The 19,752-nt window shown below is 69.0% G+C and carries 14 protein-coding genes, 1 tRNA gene and 7 pseudogenes; 12 read left to right on the top strand and 10 right to left on the bottom strand.

The genetic code is table 11. The features are described from left to right. Window positions 1-118: 118 nt before the first annotated feature. From ACZ79I_RS19160 to ACZ79I_RS19150, 3 genes are all read right to left on the bottom strand, one after another. Window positions 119-385 (bottom strand): alcohol dehydrogenase catalytic domain-containing protein, encoded by a 267-nt coding sequence (locus ACZ79I_RS19160; protein WP_471505072.1) that lies wholly within the window; start codon window positions 383-385, stop codon window positions 119-121. Between the two features lie 269 nt (window positions 386-654). Then, window positions 655-2,736: a hypothetical protein gene (locus ACZ79I_RS19155; protein ID WP_471498726.1), complete on the bottom strand. Its 2,082-nt coding sequence runs from the start codon at window positions 2,734-2,736 to the stop codon at window positions 655-657. A gap of 1 nt (window position 2,737) precedes the next feature. Further along, window positions 2,738-3,562 carry an SGNH/GDSL hydrolase family protein gene (locus ACZ79I_RS19150; protein WP_471505069.1) on the bottom strand — a complete coding sequence of 275 codons (825 nt, stop codon included), beginning with the start codon at window positions 3,560-3,562 and terminating at the stop codon, window positions 2,738-2,740. A gap of 213 nt (window positions 3,563-3,775) precedes the next feature. Here ACZ79I_RS19150 and ACZ79I_RS19145 point away from each other — a divergent pair, with 213 nt between their 5' ends. The 5 genes and pseudogenes from ACZ79I_RS19145 to ACZ79I_RS19125 form a co-directional block, all read left to right on the top strand. Continuing rightward, the gene (locus ACZ79I_RS19145; protein ID WP_471505067.1) at window positions 3,776-5,008 is read left to right on the top strand and encodes a PucR family transcriptional regulator; all 1,233 of its coding nucleotides are present in this window, start codon (window positions 3,776-3,778) and stop codon (window positions 5,006-5,008) included. Window positions 5,009-5,187: 179 nt separating this feature from the next. Then, window positions 5,188-5,576 (top strand): annotated as a pseudogene (locus ACZ79I_RS19140) (leucine zipper domain-containing protein); the annotation flags it as partial. A 5-nt stretch (window positions 5,577-5,581) separates the two neighbouring features. Further along, window positions 5,582-5,867 (top strand): annotated as a pseudogene (locus tag ACZ79I_RS19135) (tyrosine-type recombinase/integrase); the annotation flags it as partial. Between the two features lie 4 nt (window positions 5,868-5,871). After that, complete coding sequence (locus tag ACZ79I_RS19130) at window positions 5,872-6,141, top strand: DUF6221 family protein (protein ID WP_471498725.1); 270 nt, start codon at window positions 5,872-5,874, stop codon at window positions 6,139-6,141. Between the two features lie 361 nt (window positions 6,142-6,502). Then, a pseudogene (locus ACZ79I_RS19125) lies at window positions 6,503-7,147 on the top strand (sensor histidine kinase); the annotation flags it as partial. Between the two features lie 225 nt (window positions 7,148-7,372). On the opposite strand, the pseudogene ACZ79I_RS19120 reads toward ACZ79I_RS19125, so the two are convergent. Beyond that, window positions 7,373-8,905 (bottom strand): annotated as a pseudogene (locus ACZ79I_RS19120) (WD40/YVTN/BNR-like repeat-containing protein); the annotation flags it as partial. Between ACZ79I_RS19120 and ACZ79I_RS19115 the strand changes: the two are divergent. Beyond that, window positions 8,890-9,042: pseudogene (locus ACZ79I_RS19115) on the top strand (RICIN domain-containing protein); the annotation flags it as partial. The pseudogenes ACZ79I_RS19120 and ACZ79I_RS19115 overlap by 16 nt on opposite strands. 283 nt (window positions 9,043-9,325) lie before the next feature. Here ACZ79I_RS19115 and ACZ79I_RS19110 read toward each other — a convergent pair. The 3 genes and pseudogenes from ACZ79I_RS19110 to ACZ79I_RS19100 all read right to left on the bottom strand — a co-directional run. Next, window positions 9,326-10,438, bottom strand: a pseudogene (locus tag ACZ79I_RS19110) (ISAzo13 family transposase); the annotation flags it as partial. After that, window positions 10,411-10,626, bottom strand: a complete 216-nt coding sequence (locus ACZ79I_RS19105) for a hypothetical protein (protein ID WP_471498724.1) — start codon at window positions 10,624-10,626, stop codon at window positions 10,411-10,413. The pseudogene ACZ79I_RS19110 and the gene ACZ79I_RS19105, both read right to left, overlap by 28 nt. Window positions 10,627-11,373: 747 nt before the next feature. Continuing rightward, complete coding sequence (locus ACZ79I_RS19100; RefSeq protein WP_471498723.1) at window positions 11,374-12,117, bottom strand: TetR/AcrR family transcriptional regulator; 744 nt, start codon at window positions 12,115-12,117, stop codon at window positions 11,374-11,376. Window positions 12,118-12,422: 305 nt separating this feature from the next. Here ACZ79I_RS19100 and ACZ79I_RS19095 point away from each other — a divergent pair, with 305 nt between their 5' ends. From ACZ79I_RS19095 to ACZ79I_RS19085, 3 genes are all read left to right on the top strand, one after another. Continuing rightward, on the top strand, window positions 12,423-13,085 hold the full coding sequence (locus tag ACZ79I_RS19095; RefSeq protein WP_471498722.1) for a Tat pathway signal sequence domain protein: 663 nt from the start codon (window positions 12,423-12,425) through the stop codon (window positions 13,083-13,085). Between the two features lie 46 nt (window positions 13,086-13,131). Further along, complete coding sequence (locus tag ACZ79I_RS19090) at window positions 13,132-13,965, top strand: dienelactone hydrolase family protein (RefSeq protein ID WP_471505065.1); 834 nt, start codon at window positions 13,132-13,134, stop codon at window positions 13,963-13,965. 228 nt (window positions 13,966-14,193) lie between these two features. Continuing rightward, window positions 14,194-14,430: a hypothetical protein gene (locus tag ACZ79I_RS19085; RefSeq protein ID WP_471498721.1), complete on the top strand. Its 237-nt coding sequence runs from the start codon at window positions 14,194-14,196 to the stop codon at window positions 14,428-14,430. Window positions 14,431-14,932: 502 nt separating this feature from the next. Here the strand turns inward: ACZ79I_RS19085 and ACZ79I_RS19080 are convergent. Beyond that, window positions 14,933-15,006 (bottom strand) — tRNA-Gly (locus ACZ79I_RS19080). Between the two features lie 504 nt (window positions 15,007-15,510). On the opposite strand from ACZ79I_RS19080, the gene dcd reads away from it, so the two are divergent. Both dcd and ACZ79I_RS19070 read left to right on the top strand, forming a co-directional pair. Beyond that, window positions 15,511-16,086, top strand: coding sequence for a dCTP deaminase (gene dcd, locus ACZ79I_RS19075; protein WP_471498720.1), 576 nt, complete (start codon window positions 15,511-15,513; stop codon window positions 16,084-16,086). A gap of 7 nt (window positions 16,087-16,093) precedes the next feature. Next, complete coding sequence (locus ACZ79I_RS19070; protein ID WP_471498719.1) at window positions 16,094-16,591, top strand: phosphoribosyltransferase; 498 nt, start codon at window positions 16,094-16,096, stop codon at window positions 16,589-16,591. A 67-nt stretch (window positions 16,592-16,658) separates the two neighbouring features. Here ACZ79I_RS19070 and ACZ79I_RS19065 read toward each other — a convergent pair whose 3' ends face one another. Then, complete coding sequence (locus tag ACZ79I_RS19065) at window positions 16,659-17,633, bottom strand: YIP1 family protein (RefSeq protein WP_471498718.1); 975 nt, start codon at window positions 17,631-17,633, stop codon at window positions 16,659-16,661. 278 nt (window positions 17,634-17,911) lie between these two features. Further along, window positions 17,912-18,104, bottom strand: a pseudogene (locus ACZ79I_RS19060) (IS110 family transposase); the annotation flags it as partial. A 567-nt stretch (window positions 18,105-18,671) separates the two neighbouring features. Here ACZ79I_RS19060 and ACZ79I_RS19055 point away from each other — a divergent pair. Next, the gene (locus ACZ79I_RS19055) at window positions 18,672-19,637 is read left to right on the top strand and encodes a sugar transferase (RefSeq protein WP_471498717.1); all 966 of its coding nucleotides are present in this window, start codon (window positions 18,672-18,674) and stop codon (window positions 19,635-19,637) included. Window positions 19,638-19,752: the final 115 nt, after the last annotated feature.

The raw sequence follows: 19,752 nt of genomic DNA, 5'->3' as shown, positions 1-19,752 counted from the left end.
ATGAGCGTGTTGATCTCGGCGAGCAGTTCGCCGTAGATGGACGGGGCCGCGGTTGCCGGCGCGCCGATGTGCAGGCCCTTGACTTGCACGGGATGGGTGAGAACCAGGTCGTGTGTGGTCAGGCTGGCGTTGCCGGAGGCGGCACCGAACACGACGATGCGTCCGGTGAAGGATGTGGTGGCGGCCAGGCTGGGACGGCAAGCACCTCCGCGGCCGACATCGTCATGTACTGCGCGAAGTCGCCCGGTCCGGCTCCGACGACGTGGGTGCCAACCTCAAGTGGGTTGGCGACCTCCGGACCAACGGCAACGATCTCGCCGGCCGTTTCGAAGCCCGCCGCGTAGGGCGCCTGTGTTCCTCCTGCGTAGGTTCCATGGGCCTGCATGACGTCCGCGAAGTCGACCCCGGCGGCACCGACAGGAACTCCGCACACACCACGACCGTGCCGACACCACCGGAACCGTCCGTGCGGCGAGGCAGGACCTCCTTGACCAACCGCACGGGCGGTCCGGACTCCAGCAGCGAGCGGATGACGAGGACCCGATCGATGGTCGACCAGCAGCAGTCGCGGTACCCGTTGCTGGAACGACCCGGGACCATCAAGCTAAAGCCGCTTGCGGGACCCGGCACGCTGCGCAGATCGGCGGGTGTCGTTCAGGAGGCGGGGACGGCGGTGCACGGGGCGCCGGCGCAGACGTCGACGACCTCGCCGCTGTCGAGGAAGGCGGCCTTCTGGCGCCGTGCGGCGGGTGAGTTGCGCGGATCGGAGTGGGGGTCGTGGCCGTAGGCCGGTTCGGTGGGCGGGGTGTTGCCGGTGGGCGGCGACGGTGTTCCGCTGTCCCACACCACCATGGCCGACCCGCGGTAGGGCAGCTCTCCGGCCGGCCGGATGCCCCAGTACGGGACCCGGTCCGGGCTGCGGCCCGCTGCCAGCGCGGGCGTGACGAGCCGCACGCCGAGCGTACGGGCCTCCACCTCGGCCGCGATGTTCGCCACCTGGTGATCGCCGTACGCGATGTGCATCAGCACCTGGTGCCGGGGGGTGCCGGGCAGCGGATCGCGGGTGAGATGGCCTGCGTAGCCGTCGGTCTCCCCGTGGTCCCAGACCATCTGGGCGAGGGCCAGGTACAGCTGCTGGTCGATCTTGTCCGGGTAGGCCAGGTCCAGCACGGTCTGGAAGGGGCCGAAGTCGGCGCTGCGGTTGAGGAGCAGGCTGTAGTTCATGCCGGTGACCCCCAGCACGCCGCGGCGGATGTCGGGGGAGGCGGCGACGAGCGCACCCCCGAGGATGCCGCCCTGGCTGTTGCCGTCGTAGACCAGGCCCTGGGCGGTGTCGATCAGCGGCCTGCCGTCGGCGGAGCGGAACGCCGGGTCATCGGCGAATCCCCGGCTGTGGACGAGGGCCCGGCCGACGAGGAAGGCGTTCAGCATGCCCTGCTGGGTGCGTTCGGGCAGCGCCGGGAAGCGGCCGAGGTCGAGCATGGCGGCCACGGCGGTGGGCACGTCCTCCCCGGCCATACCGATCCAGTCGGTGGCGCAGAAGGTGATGTCGTGCTCGTCCGCCATCGCCTTGACGTTGCCCGCCCCCACCTCTGAGCGGCTGCCGAACAGCCCGTGTCCGTACAGCGCGGGCCGTGACGGGCGGTCGAGTGCGCTGCGTGGGATCTCGCACCGGAAGGCCGCCTTCTGGACGTTTCCGGGCTGCTGGCTGGGCGTCCCGTCGGCAGCTCGGTTGAGCAACGAGCCGGGTGGGCCACCGGGAGCGCTCAGATAGCTGGGGACGGTGACCTCTCCGTGCACCTCCCGGGCTATGCGCGGATCCTGCTCCCGGGTGAAGTCCTTCACCTGGGTGACGGTGTAGGCGGGTGGTGCGCCGCCCAGCTGACGGAAGGCGTCGTCCCGGATGGCGAGGAGGTCGCCGGTGAGGCTTTTTGTCGAGGCGACGGTGAAGTCCCAGGCGAGATCGAGGCCGACGCTGCCCACACCCGCGTGCCGCAGGGCCTTCAGTACCGGTCTGAGGGCGTGCTGGCGGGCGTACAGCGGGTCGTCGTGCGGCAGTGCGGGCCCGGCGAGCCGGGTGAAGGCCGCCGGTACCGGCAGCGGCCTGCCGGCCGAGTCCTTCAGACCGCGCAGCGCGACGGCGTAGTGGTGGCCGTCGGTGAAGTTCCGCGCCGGGTGGACGATCAGGGCCTGCCGGTCGGCGCTGCGGGCGTTCGCGTCCAGTTCGGCCCAGTACGGCCACCGCTGACCGGTGGCCGTGTCCACGATGACGATCGGGGCGTCGTCGTCCAGGGAGCGGCCGATGTCCGTGATCGGTGCGGCCCCGGTGGACGCCAGGTCCAGGCCGGGGAAGTGGACGAGGAGGGCGGAGCCGGGCGAGAAGCCGTCGGCGCGGTTCCAGGCCGTCGGATCGGCCCGGTCGCCGAGCACATTGGCGGGCATGGCCTGTGCCGCGAACGCGACCCGGCGGCGGGTGGGCGTGGTGGGGTCGGCCCTGGTGTACCAGTCGTTGGGGAAGGGCAGCAGACAGGGGGCCGGCGTGATCGGGTCGCAGTCGCCGCGGGCGGGCGCGTCCCCGCTCGGCGCGGCGTCCCCGCTCGGCGCGGCGCCCCCGGACCGGCCGCCGTCCCCTGCCGACCAGGCGTACGCGGCCGACGTGCCGGATCCGAACGGGGCGAGCACCAAGAGCAGTACGAGCAGCGCGGCGGACGCCGTACGGGGCCGGTCGGCAGCCATCTCACGCCCCCGCCGACAGGACCTGGCCGATGATCCGCGCGTAGTTCTCCTCGCCGCGCCGGTTGGGGTGCAGCGGTGCCGCGAGGTCGGTGGGGACGAAGCCTTCTATCCACTTGTCCGCGGGAGCCTGGCAGGTGTCGTGCCCCGCGCTGGGAGTGCGGACGTCGACGTAGGTGGCGCCGTGCGCGGCCGCCTGGTCGGCGATCACGCGGTTCATGTGGTCGACGCTGCCCTGCAGCCAGTCCGCGTCCTCGGGCAGCACGGGCACCAGGGGCCAGCAGCCACCGGACTTGATGTACTCGCCGTACCCGGTGACCAGGACCCGGGCCTTCGGGGAACGCTGGTGGATGCCGTCGAGCACGGCCGCGAGTTTCGGGCCGAACGCGTCGATGCGCTGGGCCTCCTGGTCCACCCCGTCCTTGACGTAGGACTCCTTGCACGGTGTTGCGGTCGGGTCCAGCCGGACGCAGCTCTGGCCGACGCCGACGAGGCCGGCATCGTTCCCGCCCACGGTGAGGGTGACCAGCGTGGTGTCGGAGGCGAGCGCGTCGAACTGCGGCGGTGCCTCTCCCGCAGGCACACCCAGCACGGAGAGCTTCTGGGACTTGGTCATGTGCTCGGTCGCCGCCCCGCTGCAGGTGACGTCCTTCAGGGCGGCGCCCAGGGACTGCGCCAGGTAGTGGGCGTAGTTGTGCGTGGAGCGGCCACAGCCCAGCGGCCCGGTGACGTCCGGGATGAGCGGGCCGGAGGCCATCGAGTCGCCGAGCGCCACATACCGCTCCCCGCCGCTTTCGGCGGCGGCCGGCGTGGTGCTCACGCCCACCATCATGCCCATGGCCGCGGCGGCCCCGATGCCGCACTTGACGAGGTGCCAAACGCCTGCGTTCGACCTAGAGTTCACAACGGCTCCCAGATGCCGGGGAATGTGTCGCCGGTCATCATGCAGACGCAAGAGGCGGCCTTTAACTGGCCGGTAACGCAGAGTTCTCCTGGGGACGTTGTGACGCATAACAAGGAACGGGACCGTGGCGGCACACCTCTGTCCATCGGCGGACGGCCGGTCGGCGCCCATCTGCGGGCCCGCGTTCCGAACCTCACGAAGCGCGTGCTGGAGCGATTGCTGTCCGAGCTGCCCGCCTACGCCGAGCTGCCGTCCGAAGAAGTCGCCGGGGACATCGCGGACATCGTCCAGCGAAGCCTGCGGCTGTTCGCCGACGTTCTGGAGCGCCGCGCGCCGCCCCGGGCCGACGAACTCACCCGGCAGCGCGACTCCGCCGCCCAACGGGCCGACGAGGGCGTGCCTCTGGACGCCATCCTCAGCGCCTACCAGATCGGAACGGAGATGAGCTGGGTCGAGATCACCAGCAGGGCGGACCCCCTCGACCTGGCGGACCTCCAGGAGACCCTGACCCATCTGCTGCTCTTCCAGAGGCAGTTGACCGCCATAGTCAGCGCCGCCTACCTGGAGGCCCGGACGATCATCGACAGCCAGGAGCAGGTGGGCCGGAACGCCTTGATGGCGGCCCTGCTGGCAGGAGAACCCCTGGAGCACCTCACCCGGCGCACCGGATTACGCCTCGCGCCGCACTACGTCGCGATGAGCCTGTCCCTGAGCCGGCACCAGGACGAGAACGGCCCCGGCCCGCGGGCCAGGATCGCGGCCCGCCGCAAGATCCGCCGCGTGCAGTCCGCACTCGACCACTTCGCGGACGAGACCTGCCTCACCGCCCTCGACCCGACAGGCGGCACCGCGCTCATGCCCGCCACCACCCCGCCGCCCTGGGACGAACTGCGCGAACTGGTCGACCACATGGCCCGCACGACCGGTACGTCCATCACCGCGGCAGCCGCCGTCACCGCCCCCTCCGCGCTTCCCTCCGCCGTCACCCAGACCTCGGAAATCGTGGACCTGGTCCGCCGCACCGGTCGGCGGCCCGGCCTGTACCGGCTGGCCGACGTACTGCTCGACTACCAGCTCAGCCGCCCCAGCGAAGCGCTCAGCGGCCTCGCCCTGCTCCTGAAGCCGCTCGACCGCAAACCCGAACTCCTCCGCACGCTGGAGACATACCTCCTCCACGACCTCGACCGCCGCAGCACCGCCGCCACCCTGCATGTCCACCCCAACACCGTCGACTATCGCATCCGTCGCATCGCCCACCTCACCGGCCTCCACCCCAGCCGGCCCGCCGACTGGCAGCACCTCAACGCGGCGCTCGTCGCCCGCCGGACCCTGAACGGGGCGACGGCGGCAGAGCACACGACGGCACAGTGAAGTTCCCTCAAGGCCAGGTAGTTACCGACCTTGAGGGGATGTGCCGCATCGCACGGTCGCCGTTGTCGCCGCGTGCGAGGTTGCCGGCGGGTGTGCACCATCGGCAATCGGCGTTCTGACGGGGGTCTTGGGGAAGGCGTACGCGGCTGCGAGGGAGGCGGACGACCGAGCCGAAGTCGTTGTCGTCCTGGAAAGACCGGCCGTCCGCGCCTGCCCGCTGCGTGGTCGAGGACGGCTGGCCCCTCCGCCGGGCCGCAGAACGCTTCCAGGTCTCGCCGACCACGGTCCGGCGATGCGCCGAGCGTTACGCCAGTTCGGCGAGACGGGCATGACCGGCCGCTCCAGCCGGCCGCACTTCAGCCCGCCCCGCTTCCCCGCCCGGGCCGAACGCCGGATCACCGAAGTCCACGTCCCGCGCCGATGGGTACCGGCCCGCATCGCCGGCCCGCTGCGGTTGACCCCGGACACTATGCACCGCGTACCGACCCGCTGCGGCCTGGCCCGGCTCACCCACCTGGACCGCGCCACCGGCCAGGCGATACGCCGCTACGAACGCCCTGCGGACGGAAGTGACGTCGGGCCCGCGCGGTCGCCGGTCTCCCGGACGGCTTCCGCCTCTACGATCTTCGTCGCACCGGTCACAGCCTCTCGACCCGTTCCGGCGCGGCCCTCAAGGACAGGACGGTCCGCGCGGGCCAGTCCTCCGGGAAGGCTGCGCTGATCCGGTCAGCACTCCGATGAGGAGCGGCAACGCGAGGTGGCCGCCGGCCTCGACGACCTGATCCGCACCGAGCGTGCGAGGTGCCACAGCGGGGACAGAACCCGTCAGGCCGGCGACGCAGACGGCACGCGAGGATGAGCCCATGGACGACCTTCTGGAGTTCCTCCGCGCCCGCAACGAGGAAGACAACCACGTCTATGCCCACGTCGCTCACACCTTCGGTGGTGAGGCCCTCCTCGACAGCCACCTGCCGATGCTCGACCTGGTTGACAAGCTGACCCAGGACCTCAAGGTGATGGATCCGGCCGACTCGCGCCTTGCCGGTCTTGCGTACGCCCTTCGCGTCCTCGCGCAGTCGTACGCCGAGCACCCTGACTACCGCGAGGAGTGGCGCCCCCGGAGACGGCAATGAGGCAGGGCCTGGTGGTTGGGGTTGAGGTGCGCAGCCTTCCCACCGGTCAGTTCGTGTTGGAGCGGGTGACGAGAATCGAACTCGCGCTCTCAGCTTGGGAAGCGATGGCGCTTGGGCGGGCCGTATCGCTCTGACGTGCGCAGATGGCTTCTGCTCGGGCGGTCGTGCGGGTCGGATCGCACCGCTGTTGACCGTGGTTGTCCGCTCTTATGGGCACGCTATGGGCACGGGGCGCGAAGACCGGTCGGCAGGCGCATGCACGGACGAGCATGGTGTTGGGCTGGGCTCGGCCGGACTTCGGTTGGGGACGGCCTTCGCGTACACAGAGCGTGGCGAGGCCCATTCGACGCTGGAAGGTGGACGATGCCGCGAACACGAACGCCTCCTGCACTCCCAGGCCGTGCTCGCGCGCGAACGCGCCCAACTCGCCCGCGAGTGCACGATGTCGTGTCCCGCCAGGTCAGCTTGATCAACGTACAGGCCGGGGACCCTCAAGTGGCTGCCGCGGACCGTGACTTCAAAGAGGGCGTCAGCACCATCCGCTCCCTCAGCGTCGACCCCCTCGACGAACTGCGGAACATGGTCACGCTGTTCAGGGCCTCCGGGGGGCGAGCCAGAGAACTTACCCCGCAGCCCACTCTCGCCGACCTCCGCACACCGTCACGACCAGCGGCATCCACACCGAGCTCACCGGCGAACTCCCTGCGGACATCAGCACACCCGCCCAGCGCGCCGTCTACCGCACCGTCCAGGAAGCCCTCACCGACGTCCGCAACACGCATCCGGCGCCACCGGCGGCCGTACGGCTCTGGCGCGAGGGCGACGCCTACGGCGTGACGGTCACGAACACACCCCCACCCGCCTCGCTCTGCCCCTCCCTGGCTCCCACCGGGGCCTCATCGGTCGTAGGGAGCGCGCCGAACTCCTGGACGGCACCCTCGACTCAGGACCCACCGGCGACGGCGGCTACGAGGTGAACCTACGGATCCCGGCCCAAGCGGGCTGACAGAGCCCGCTTTCCCCTCGAGCACCTCCATGGGCCTTCCGCCAAAGTACATGCTCACAAGCTGTCAGAGGTCCGACGTGAGCAGGCGCTGACCCCGTGTTGCCGCGGTCGAGCACGGCGCACTCGACCGCGCCGAGGTGGCCACGCTCAGGGCTTACGTGGACCTCGCCTTGACGATGCGGGGCCGCAGGCCGTTGTGGCTGCGGCCCCGCTCGGGCGTCGGGCTCAGGACGGGTCGCCGTACTGGAGGCCGCGTCCGTTGGTGCCGACGTAGACGCGGGCGTAGGTGTCGGGGTCGCCGGTGATGATGCCGAGGCCGGCGAAGTTACCCCACTGGTGGGCGTCGTCGTTGATGCGGAGCCAGGTGGCGCCCTTGTCGGTGGAGCGGAAGACTCCGGTGATGTTCTTGACGGTGCCGATCAGGTACAGGGCCTGGTAGGAGGTGCCCGGCTTGGCCTTGCCGAAGCCGAGGGCGGAGGCGGACTGCACCGTTGTGATGGTGGTGAAGGTGCGGCCGCCGTCGGTGGAGTGCAGCAGCCCCTTGGCGCTGCCGGCGATCCACAGGTCCCCGGCGATGCCGGGGACGGCCGTGAGCCGGCCGGCGGGCAGGTTGGTGGCGCGGGCGGTGAAGGTCGCGCCGCCGTCGGTACTGGCGTAGAGGGTGCCGCCGGTCAGTGAGTAGAAGGTCTTGGCCGAGGAGCGGTCGGCGACGACCACGGCGTCGGTGCCCAGGCCGCTGACCTTCGACCAATTCGCTCCCTTGTCGGTCGAGCGGTACGGGGCCTGGCCGGCCTCGGTCCAGACGATGGTGGAGCCGTCCGCCGCGAGCGCGATGTGGCCGCTGTCGGCGCTGCCGACCGGCTCTGCTTTGAAGCCGTTCCAGTTGCGGCCGCCGTCGGTGGAGTAGGCGCCGTCCTGTTCGCCGCCATGGCCGACCCGGACCGTCATCGAGGGGTTGGACTGGGCGAAGTCGATGTCGGTGCTGTTGGTCATCGTCGGGCTGTTCAGCCGTCCGGCGGGCACCTTGGTCAGGGAGTCGTACCAGAAACCGCCTTGGTCGCCCATGGCGGTGATGAGGGTGGCGCCGCCGGGCGGGGCGATCGCGTCCGCCAGTGCGGTCTCCTCCAGCCCCTGGGCCCCCACGGTCCAGTGGCTGGTGCCGCCGCTGTCGGTGGCGGTGACGTCCTTGCTGCCCCAGATGCCGCTGCCGGTGCCGTACAGCACGTGCCCGGAGTCGAAGGGATCGATGGCCAGGGCGGTCATCCAGTGCCCGATGCCGGTACCGACATACGGGGCGGCGGAGGGGTCCCGCACCGATTTCGCGGCCAGTGCCTTCCAGGTCGCGCCGCCGTCGGTGCTCCGGTAGAGCTCGTCCTCGGGCCACCAGCGGTCGAGGGTGGTGACCGTCACCGTGGACGGCCTCTGCGGGTCGACGGCCAGACCGGAGAACCCGTAGCTTCCCTGGGACGGGGAGACGTTCTTCCACGCCCCGCCGGCCGGCGTGTACTTCCACACCGAACCCGCCGTCACGCCGTTGGGGCCGAGGTTGTTGGTGTAGGTCAGGTACAGCGAGCCGTCACCGGAGAGCACGCCGTGCTGCGGCATCTGGCCGGTGGGCTGCCCGGAGACGGCCTGCCAGGTGCTGCCGCCGTCGGTGGAGCGGTACAGGGAGGTGGACCGGTCGGCGACGCCGACGTAGATCGTCTTGCTGCCGGCCGGGCCGTACGTCACGAAGGAGACCCAACCAGCAATGGAACCTCAACTCCGACGGCACCATCACCGGCGTCCAGTCGGGCCTGTGCCTGGACGTGACCGGCGCGTCCACCGCCAGCGGCGCGGCGGTCGAACTGTGGGACTGCAACGGCGGCAGCAACCAGCAGTGGCGCCTCGGCTGACACCACCGCCCGGGACTGAAGGGCCCTGACAGCCCCATGAGGTGTGCGGGACGGATCCGGTCGCGGATCCGTCCCGCACACCTCCGCCTCGGGTGGAGTACGTCGAGTTGCCGAGCTTGCCCGAGGCCACCGCCGTGCCGAAGTAGCGGCCGTCGGCAGCCGCTGCATCGGCGGCCACGGTCGGCGTGCCGGCGTTCGGCGTGAGTGCGGCCATGGCGACCAGCGGTACGGCAGCAGCCGCGGCGGCGAGAACCACGGCGGCGGCGAGCACACGGCGGGTTGCGTGGAAGGCGTGGCGGGTCAGTGGCAGGGCTGCCATCTCCGCGTCGCCGATGGCGACTCCGGTCGGGTAGGTGTTGGTGTCCAGTTGGGCGGTCACGTGCAGCCCGGTGCGGGTGGTGGTCGCGGCGATGGATTGGACGATGACTTCGTGGCTGGTCAGCGGGCGGCCGCGCCAGTTCATGGTGATGTGGGAGAAGAGCCGGTGCTCGATCTTGTTCCACTTCGATGTGCCGGGCGGCAGATGGCAGACCGTGATGGTCAGGTGCGTTTCGGCGGCGAGCCGGGCGAGTTAGAGCTTCCAGGCCCGGGTGCGGTAGCCGTTGGAGCCGCCCGCGTCGGCGGTGAAGAGCAGTCGTGTCGCCTGCGGGTAGGCGGCCCGGCCCTGGCCGGACCACCAGCGGCGGATCGATTCCACTGCGAACGCGGCGGTGTCGTGATCGGTGCCGACGTTGACCCAGCCGGTGTTCGCCACCAGGTCGTATATCCCGTACGGGATGGCCTTGCCCAGCCTCGGGTCGGCGAAGTCGTGGATATGCACCGGCGCCGGCTCACCGGCAGGCCGCCACTGCCGGCCGCTGTTCTTGATATCTCCGACGAGTTCCTTCTTCTTGGTGTCCACGCTGATCACCGGCTGGCCGGCGTCCCGGTGCTCGCGCGCCTGCTCGTTGAGATGGCGGAACTGGGCATCGCGGTCGGCGTGCTGGCCGCCCTCCAGGGTCTTGGCGTTGGCCTGCAGGCTGAAGCCTTCCTCCCGCAGCAGATCGGCGACGGTATCGGCGCTGACCTTGTGCCCGGCCCGGGTCAGCTCCCGCGCGAGGGTGCGGGTCGACTTCACCGTCCACCGCAGCGGTGACATCGGATCACCCCTCTCGTCCGGCTCGACCAGCGCCAGCAGCGCGGGCCGCAGCCCCGCATCGAGGTCCGCGACCCGTTTGCGGCCTCCGCCCGGCCGCCGCACCCGTCCCAGCGGGGCCTCGCCGGCCTCCAGCTCGAACACACCACTGCGGACCGTCGTCTCGCTCACCATGGCCGCCCGCGCGACGGCCCGGATGCCACCGTGTCCCAGCAGCAGGGCCTCCGCTCCCATCAACAAGCGTCGCTGCCGCTCGCGCATACCACACCAACGAGCGTGTGGATCTCTTTCTCGCAATGGGAGATGGTCTCCTCCAGGCGGTGGAGCCGCTGGTTGGCGTCGCGTGAGACGTTCGCCTCCATCGGCGAGCTGTCCACGGCCACCGCCGAGAGATCGACCAGGCCACGTCGGCCGCACAGCGACAACACCCGCACGAACAGCGAATTCAAGGCGACACGGTGGCATCGTACGAACCGCGCGACGGTGGGGTGGTCCACTCGGCGGTTCGCGGTGATGATTCGGCAGCCCACGTCGTCCCAGCAAGCCTGCTCGATGCGACGGGAGGAACGTACTCCTTATGCTGTAGCAGTACAGGAGCAACGCAATCAGGCTCACGGGAGGGTAGGCCACCCCGCCCCGCCCGTCGTCGCGGTAGCTGTTCTCGAACGCCGACAGGTCAAGGTGCTCGACGACGTCGAGCACCTTCCAGCACAGATGCTCGGGCGCAGCCAGTCCCGCACATCCCGCGGCATCTCAAGATCACGTTCACGGTCGCACGACAAGAGGTTCCGACCCACCAGCCAAGATTCAGACGCCTCCCTGATCCTCGGAACCGAACAACGAATCGCTCTTGACCTTCACCGGGCAGGAGCCGTGCGACAGCCTCTCCCCGCGATCACCAAGCCGCCGAAACCCCGGCCCGCAGGGCCCGCCCGCCCCAAAGGTTCACGGAACAGGCCGAAACATCCCCGCCCCACCTGCAGACCCCCGACCAGCCCCTGTCACCCCGAGTGACCGGGAACCCAAAATGCAAGGCTTCCGGAACCGAGAGAACCAACGCTTACGCTCACGCTGCGCAACCACGCGACGGAGCCGACGGGGGGCGCACCCCCCACTAAATGTTGAAGACGCGGAATATCCGAGTTTGCGATATTCCGTACAGTGCGGGAGCGATTCATGAGACTGGTGTCGTCGGATCAGCTGTCCGGGGTCAGGCAGGCGGGCAAGGAGTTGGTGGCGGGCACCGGGGCGGCGAGACGCTCGGCAGCGTGTTGCGGGCCGAGGAATGGGGCCAGTACGGAGAAGGCCAGGCCGGGCAGCAGGGTGGGCAGTTCCGCGGTCCGGCCCGCGGCGATCTGTCGGTAGATGGCCGAGTACACCCCGCCGACCACGAGGTCGACCAGTTCCTCGGTGGCGATCGGCAGTTCGACTTCGGGCAGGTCGGTGAAGAACTCCCGGAAGCGGGCCAGTAGTTCCTCGCGCGCCTCCCGGCCGGCGGGGCCGACCGCGTCGATCTCCACGATGGCCATGGCCGCGAACTCGGGCGCTTCCGCGAGGATGCCGAGCAGCGCGCCGAGCCCGGCGCGCACCCGGCCCGGCCAGTCGGAGGCCCGGGCGTGGGCCTCCTCCATGGCGCTGAAGACCATGGACGTGCCGTATCGGTGGGCGGCGAGGAAGGCGTCCTCCTTGCCGTTGAAGAGCTCGTAGAAGACCGGTCTGGTCACGCCCGCGGCCTGGCAGATGTCGCTGACCCTGGTGCGGGTGTAGCCGGCCTGGGCGACGGTGCGGACGAAGCCGTCGAGCAGCCGGTCGCGCTGGTTCGCGGCGACCGCCTCGGCCGAGCTGCGGCGCGGTCCTCGTCGCAGCGAGCGTTCCGGGTCGCGACCGGTCCGGGTACCGGGCAGCACCAGCGGAGGCCGCGCGGACGGGCCTGCTGCCATTTCACGTCCTTTCTCGGGAACTTGCACGCACTGCCTTGACTTGAATACCCATCAGGTTTACAAACTTCACAGGTTTTCAACAAGTGCGGGCCCGCTGTCGTAGGCCCGCGAGAGCCGTCAGTGTCACGCACCCGCAAGGCCGTCAACAAGTGCTGCCGCGTGCCCTGACTTGTGTCCAGAGACGCGTACTGGTCCGGTCGTTCCCGCTCGCCCGGGAACCGCCATGCGCGGGTCGCCGCCCTGCCCGTGCCGGGACGGCGGCCCGGCCCTCTTCGCCACCCCACACCTGCATCAGAGGTCCCCGCATGCGCACATACATCGTCTCCGCCTTCACCGCCACGGCCGCCCTGACGGCTCTGGCCCTCCTGCCGGCCACCGCCGCCTCGGCGGACGGCGCCGTTCTCACCTACGGCAGCGCCGGCGGCAACGCCGTCTCCGTCGGCGACACACTCACCGCCTCACTGGCGAGCGGCACCAAGGCCACGCTTGCCACCAGCAGCAACGGCACCTCCGGCATCACCTGCACAGGCTCGGCGCTCTCCGCCACGGTGACGGCGAACCCGGCCGCCCCGGGCACCGCCACCGAGTCCGCGACCTCCCAGACCTTCAGCGGCTGCACCAGCAACGTCTTCGGTGTCTCCGCGGTGCGGAGCATCACAGTCAACAACCTGCCCTACACCACCTCCGCGTCCTCCGACGGCACCGTCACGGTGACCCCGGCCACTGGCGGCACGATCCAGACCACGGTGGTGCTCTCCACCCTGCTGGGCTCCGTAACCTGCGTCTACCAGGCGCCAAGCCTCTCCGCGGCGAGCTCCAACAGCGGCAACAGCCTGGCCTTCACCAACCAGGCGTTCACCAAGGTCTCCGGATCGGGGCTGTGCGCGGCGAACGGCTACTTCACGGCCACCTACGCCCCCGTGACCGACAGCAGCGTCAGTGGCGCCCCCGCTGTCTACACCAACTGACGGCCCGCCGAGAGGACTCCTGGTGAAACTCCTCCTTAGAGCGCTCATGGCGATCCTCACGCTCGTCACCGCGGTAGCCCTCACCACCCCCGCCCAGGCCGCCGCCAACCCCTACCAGCGTGGCCCGGACCCGACCTGGGCGAGCATCGCCGCCGAGACCGGCCCCTTCGCCATCGCCTCGGTCACCGTGCCGTCGGGCAGCGGCCAGGGCTTCAACGACGGCACCGTCTACTACCCCACCGACACCAGCCAGGGCACCTTCGGCGCCGTCGTCATCATGCCGGGCTTCGTCGCCCCGCAGTCGGAGATCGCCTGGTACGGGCCCCGGCTGGCCTCCCAGGGCTTCGTGGTGATGACCCTGGACAGCAACGCACTGTGGGACTTCCCCGCCGACCGCAGCAAGCAGCAGCTCGCCGCGCTGGCCTATCTGACCACCCAGAGCGCGGTGAAGAACGAGATCGACCCGAACCGGCTGGCCGTGATGGGCTGGTCGATGGGAGGCGGCGGCACGCTGGAGAGCGCGGCGAGCACTCCTTCGCTCAAGGCGGCCATCCCGCTGGCGCCCTGGGACCTCACGGACGTCTCCAGCCGGATCACGGTGCCCACCATGATCTTCGGCGCCGACAACGACACCGTGGCCTCCGTCTCCCAGTTCGCCCTGCCTTTCTACAACGGACTGACAAGCGCCCGCGACAAGGCGTTCGTCGAGCTCAAGGGCGCCGACCACTTCACCTTCGCGAGCCCGAACACCACGGTCGCCCAGTACAGCATTGCCTGGCTCAAGCGTTTTGTGGACAGCGACACCCGCTACGACCAGTTCCTCTGCCCTGTCCCCAGCGACCCCAACACGGTCGCCTTCCAGATCACCTGCCCGCTGTAACCCCGCCGGGAGCGCGGCAGGCACGGGCCCTCACGGCCGCCCGCGCCTGCCGCCTCTCGCATGCAGCGCCGCCCACGGCGTGGCCAGCGGGTGCCGTGGTGGTCGCTTAGTGCGTTATGGCAAAGGGAGTCCCTGTTCGATGAGCAGGGACTTCTTCGTGTGTGGGGTATGACGGCGACCGTGTAGGGGCAGGCAGCGGACGGCTTGTTGTTGATCAAGGAGGGTGCGATGCCGTCGGTGCTGGGGTTGCTGGAACAGCGTGAGGCGCGGGCGAGGCAGGATCTGGAGTCCTGGACGGAGGTCCTGGAGCAGGCTCAGGCGGAGGTGGATGCCGCGCGGGAGCGAGTCGAGCGGGCCCGGGTGGGGCGTGAGGAGCTCGTGTCGGTGCTGGCCGAGGAGGGCTCGGTGAATACGCCGGTTTCCGTGCCGTCGAGCAGGGCTCGCCAGGTGGTGGTGACGAGGTAGTCCCCGTCGGGAGGGACGCTGCTCGTTGGCGGCCAGGACTGCCGGGCCATCTCCACCTCTGTGTGCGAGGGACCTTTCGCGGGGTTCAAGGGGGAGCTGCGTCTGACGAATACCGGTACGTCGAAGGCATCGGGCGCAGACATCGTGATGTCGCTAGCCCCAGGCGGAGGAAGCATCCGCACACTCTGCCATCGGCTGGGACGCCGGCTGTCTCGGTCAGGCTCGTAAGGTCGGAGCAGAACGACCAAGGGGTAGCGTGCTCAAGGCTCGACAAGTGCGGGTTTGCTGGAGCGACTTGTGCGCCATTTGCGCACACTGTGACCCAGGTCACCGAAAAAGGATCTCAGGATTCGAGATGACTGGGTGTCGCAGTGGCCGAACTGCCGCCCAAGGGGCGCGAGAGCGTCGCCTGACCTCCACTTAGGGCACGCGAAGGGCACGGAGCCCCCAAATTGGACTAGACAACAAGCAAACCCCAGACCTTTGACCTGGGGTTTCATCATGGAGCGGGTGACGAGAATCGAACTCGCGCTCTCAGCTTGGGAAGCTGATGTTCTACCATTAAACTACACCCGCGTAAGTCCGACCGCCCATCCGGCGCCGGAACGCCCGCTCACTCTACCTCATCCCGGCCCCCCGGCGCTGAAGCCGCGGGGGCCGAGGTCGTCCCGAGGCTCGGATGGGGCTGTGCCGGGCCGGAGTTGGGGCGTACGGTGGGGGAGGGAAGCGGGGGTTGCGGGTGGCCGGAGTGCCGCCTGGAGGACCGTCCCTTTCATCCCGTAATGTGGCTTTCGTCGTCCGTCACGCCAGTGAGACGAAGGCTCTTGGGGAAGGGACTCAGAGGACTTGATGGAGCGCACCGTCGTCCGTTGTGCCGAGGGGCACGTGTTCAGCACCGCTTCGTTCCCGATGCAGCAGGCCGAGCGCCTAGGCCCCGGCCGGCTCCTCCGGTGTCCCCGCTGCGCCCGGCTCCGCAATGTGGTGCCGGTGCCCTCGGGGAAGCAGTAGCGGCTCAGCGGTAGGGGCGTGCGGAGCCGCCGCGATTGTGGGGGCTCCGCACGCCTTGCGTATTCTCGGGGCGTGCTTCTCTCAGACAAGGACATCCGGACCGAGATCGACAACGGACGGGTCGTGATCGACCCGTACGATCCGACCATGGTGCAGCCCTCGAGCATCGACGTGCGGCTCGACCGCTACTTCCGGGTGTTCGAGAACCACAGGTACCCCCACATCGATCCCTCCATCGAGCAGGTCGACCTCACCCGGCTCGTCGAGCCGGACGGCGACGAGCCGTTCATCCTCCACCCGGGGGAGTTCGTCCTCGCCAGCACGTACGAGGTCATCACCCTCCCCGACGACCTGGCGTCGAGGCTCGAGGGGAAGAGCTCCCTGGGACGGCTCGGGCTGGTCACCCACTCCACCGCCGGGTTCATCGACCCCGGCTTCTCCGGGCACGTCACCCTGGAGCTGTCCAACCTCGCCACCCTCCCGATCAAGCTGTGGCCGGGCATGAAGATCGGGCAGCTGTGCATGTTCCGGCTCACCTCGCCGGCCGAGTACCCGTACGGCAGCGAGCGGTACGGCTCCCGCTACCAGGGGCAGCGCGGACCCACCCCCTCCCGTTCCTTCCTCAACTTCCACCGGACCCAGGTGTGAGCGGGACATGACCGGCATACGGGAGAACCTGACCTACGAGGCATTCGGGCACGCGGTCCGGGAACTCGCCCGGGCCATCGCCGACGACGGCTACGAACCCGACATAGTGCTCAGCATCGCCCGCGGCGGCGTCTTCGTGGCCGGCGGTCTCGCCTACGCCCTGGACTGCAAGAACATCCACCTGGTCAACGTGGAGTTCTACACGGGCGTGGGCACCACCCTCGACATGCCCGTCATGCTCGCCCCCGTCCCCAACGCGATCGACTTCACCGACAAGAAGGTCCTGATCGCCGACGACGTGGCCGACACCGGCAAGACCCTCAAGCTGGTGCACGACTTCTGCGTCGACACCGTGGCCGAGGTCCGCTCGGCGGTGATCTATGAGAAGTCCCACTCCCTGGTGAAGTGCGAGTACGTGTGGAAGCGCACGGACGGCTGGATCAACTTTCCGTGGAGCGTCGACCCGCCGGTCGTGAGGCGGTCCGGGCAGGTGCTGGACGCCTGAGGCTCCGCCGAGGGGATACGAAGGCCCCGGCGCACGCGGCGCCGGGGCCTTTCCCGTCAGGCTGTGGCTAGAACGTCCCCAGCTTGATGATCGACAGGATCGCGATCAGCTGGATCGCCGACGCTCCCAGCGCCTTCGGCCACGGCAGGTCGTGGGACTTCGAGACCATGAGAGTCAGCAGCGCGCCCGCCGCGACCCAGGTCAGCCAGCCGAGGAGCTGGACGAAGGACGCGTTGCCGCCGAAGAACATCGCGACGACCAGGCGGGGGGCGTCCGTGATGGACATGATCAGCATGGAGAGCCCGACCGTGGGCTGCCAGGCGCCGTCGCCGCCGAGCTGACGGGCCAGCGTGTGGGTGACCACGCCCAGGACGAAGGAGCTGATCACCATCGCCACGGCCGTGATCAGGACGATCGGGACCGCGTTCGAGAGCGTGGCGTTGATCGCGTCCTGGCGCGCGCCGTCGAAACCGAAGACCGCCAGCAGGCCGTACAGGAAGGTCACGATCAGGGCGGGGGCCCACATCGTGTAGTCCCGCATCTGCAGGAAGGTCTGTGCGGGAGAGAACACGATGCCCCGCAGCAGGTCCTTCCAGTGCAGGCGGGGACCGACCGGGGGTGCCGACGCCTGGCCGGCGCGGTACGTCTCACCCGCGCTGTACGGGTCCTCGCCGACGGAGAAGGCCTGGGTGTGGCCCGGGTTGTTGGCGGCGTAGGGATCCGCGGCCCCCGGGTGGCCCGGGCCGCCGTCGCCGAAGTACTCCGGCTCGCCGTGCCCCTGCGGCGTCCTCCACTGCGGGTGACCGCCGTGGGGATGTCTCCCGCCGTACTGCTGCTGCGGTGGCGCAGAGGGATAGCCGTACGACGGGCCCTGCGGTGCCTGCTGTCCGTACGGGGGTTGCTGCGGTCGCGCTTGAGCAGCGCGGTTGTCCCGGCCGCGTCCGATCCTGAATCCAGCCACGCCTTCGAACGTACCTGGTCCCGGAGGGTGACGTGCCCGGGCCGGGGCAACGGGCCGGGCTTTGCTGCCGAGCTGTGACATCCCCTCCGAGCTCCCGGAGTTGAGAATCAGGAGGATATCGGTGACCCTTCGGGGTTTCGCCGTACGGCACCGAGAAGGCTCCCTGGGCTGCGCCGCGGGATGTTTCCCCAGCCCGCCCGGGGCCCTCGATCACGTGCCCGGCCTGAGATGCCGTACGGCACCTCAGGCAGCTACCTTCTCGATCAGCTGACCGCGCCATTCGCAGGGTTGGGTCGCCCAGGGACACTGGGCGTTTGTGTCCTGAACGTGGACAGGCTGGAGACGTGGGAGCCGTTCTTGAAAGCGGACGGAAAGAAGGCCTGTTTGAGGTGCTTGTTGCCTCTTCGGGAGGGGCTCTCGCCACGGATCGAGGACCCGGAACCGTCGAGAGACGGGGGCCGGTCCCGCGTAGGCGGCGAGGTGGCTGGCGGTGGGGAAGGCGGATCCGTCGCCGACGTCGATGAGGACCCTGGCTCCGGTCCTGACACCTATCCGGGCATCGGCGTCAGGAGCTCGGAAAGTGGGTGGGTCTCCACAAGCTCCGCGATGCCGGAGACGAGTTGTCTGTGCTAGTCCAGCAGTGGGGTGAGTTTGCCGCGAGCTTGGGCACGATCACCGCGGCTGCCTCCGCGCCCGGGATGACGACGGTCTGCTCGTCGAGGGCGGTGAAGACGTCGGCGACCAGACGCTCGGCGATGCACGGGGCCTTCGTGCGTGCATTTTCCTTGTCGGCAAGTGCGCTTCGGGAGTGCATGGGTGAGTCTTCCACGACGCTGCATACGTCGGTGCACCACAGATGCCGCCGAGAGGAACTTTCACCCGCCTGATGTGATGTCAGGACATCCTCAGGGAGGTGAAGTCTGTCTAAATATATCCGCTGGCGTCTATTGGATCGGTATGTGGATGCCATGAGCAAGGAATGCGGCAGCATCTCTGTGGAGGTTGACAGTGGCTCGCAGGAACCCGCTAACTGACCCATTTAGGGGATCCAATCCCGCTCATTCGACAGCCGGTGCTCCTCCGGTCTTTCCTGGGCGTGGTGCTGCGCCTGCGGAGCCCGTGACAGCAGACGGACTCAGCTTCCCCTCACAGAGGAAGACCCGCTCCGGCGGTGCGGACACGCGGGTTCGAGCGATTGTCGTGGAAGGGGCCGCAGAGGCCAAGGGGTGTCCCGACCGGCTGGATGAGGAGTTCAATGTCACCGCGCGTCTGAGGCCTGGCGAGGACCTGGCCGATCTTCAGCTCGCTTTGTCGTTGGGCCGGCCGAAGCTGTTGCTGCTGAAGTCCCCAATGGACGCTATCGACTACCGTATGGTGGAATTGTGCCGCGCGCACCAAGTGGATATTCTTGTCCTGGCGCGCCCCGTCTACGGCCTGCTCGGCTCGGTGCGGCTGCACCGGTTCGGCGGCCTGCCATGGCTACGACTGCGCAGACGGAAGAGTCTCCAGGGGCGTGTTGCCAAGCGGGCACTCGATATCTTGATGCTCCTGGCCGCAGCTCCGGTTCTGATTCCGTTGATGGTGCTGATTGCTCTCACTGTCTGCTGGGACGGACCACCGCTCTATTTCCAGGACCGCGTAGGAAAGAGCGGTCGGGTCTTCCGGCTGATCAAGTTTCGCACCATGCGCGTCGATGCCGAGCGAGAAACAGGCCCTGTCCTCTGCAGTGAGGGCGACGCACGGGTCACGCGCGTGGGGCGGTACCTCCGGCGGTACCGCCTGGATGAACTACCGCAAGCATGGAACGTATTGCGCGGTGACATGAGCCTGGTCGGGCCACGGCCGGAACGACCATCATTCGTTGCGGAATTCCGCAAGCTGCCGCACATCCCGCATTACGATCTGCGTCATCTGATCAGGCCCGGTGTCACCGGGATCAGACAGCTCACCGGCGGTTACACCAGCACCGTGGAGGAAAGTTTGCGTTGTGATTTGCTCTATGCAGGCATCCAGTCCTTGCGGCTCGATCTGAAACTGCTCGGCTTGACGTTTATCAACATGTTGGGCGGATTCCCCCGTGGCTGAATCATTCCGTGTCGGCCGACCATGAAAATGATCTGGTGATCAACTCGGTGTGTCCGGATCGGTCACCGGTGCACTCGTGCTTGCCCGCCGGGGAGGGCAGAAAGCGCTGTGTCGG

The sequence above is a fragment of the Streptomyces sp. PSU-S4-23 genome (genome assembly GCF_055632315.1).
Note: the sequence above shows the minus strand (reverse complement) of the source record. Positions and strands in the feature narration are given on the sequence as shown.

Excerpts from the sequence above, each read along its gene's own strand:
- ACZ79I_RS19160 (WP_471505072.1), bottom strand. The coding sequence starts at position 385 with ATGCAGGCCCATGGAACCTACGCAGGAGGAACACAGGCGCCCTACGCG.
- ACZ79I_RS19155 (WP_471498726.1), bottom strand. The coding sequence starts at position 2,736 with ATGGCTGCCGACCGGCCCCGTACGGCGTCCGCCGCGCTGCTCGTACTG.
- ACZ79I_RS19150 (WP_471505069.1), bottom strand. The coding sequence starts at position 3,562 with ATGGTGGGCGTGAGCACCACGCCGGCCGCCGCCGAAAGCGGCGGGGAG.
- ACZ79I_RS19130 (WP_471498725.1), top strand. The coding sequence starts at position 5,872 with ATGGACGACCTTCTGGAGTTCCTCCGCGCCCGCAACGAGGAAGACAAC.
- ACZ79I_RS19100 (WP_471498723.1), bottom strand. The coding sequence starts at position 12,117 with ATGGCAGCAGGCCCGTCCGCGCGGCCTCCGCTGGTGCTGCCCGGTACC.
- ACZ79I_RS19095 (WP_471498722.1), top strand. The coding sequence starts at position 12,423 with ATGCGCACATACATCGTCTCCGCCTTCACCGCCACGGCCGCCCTGACG.
- ACZ79I_RS19090 (WP_471505065.1), top strand. The coding sequence starts at position 13,132 with ATGGCGATCCTCACGCTCGTCACCGCGGTAGCCCTCACCACCCCCGCC.
- ACZ79I_RS19085 (WP_471498721.1), top strand. The coding sequence starts at position 14,194 with ATGCCGTCGGTGCTGGGGTTGCTGGAACAGCGTGAGGCGCGGGCGAGG.
- ACZ79I_RS19070 (WP_471498719.1), top strand. The coding sequence starts at position 16,094 with ATGACCGGCATACGGGAGAACCTGACCTACGAGGCATTCGGGCACGCG.
- ACZ79I_RS19065 (WP_471498718.1), bottom strand. The coding sequence starts at position 17,633 with ATGTCACAGCTCGGCAGCAAAGCCCGGCCCGTTGCCCCGGCCCGGGCA.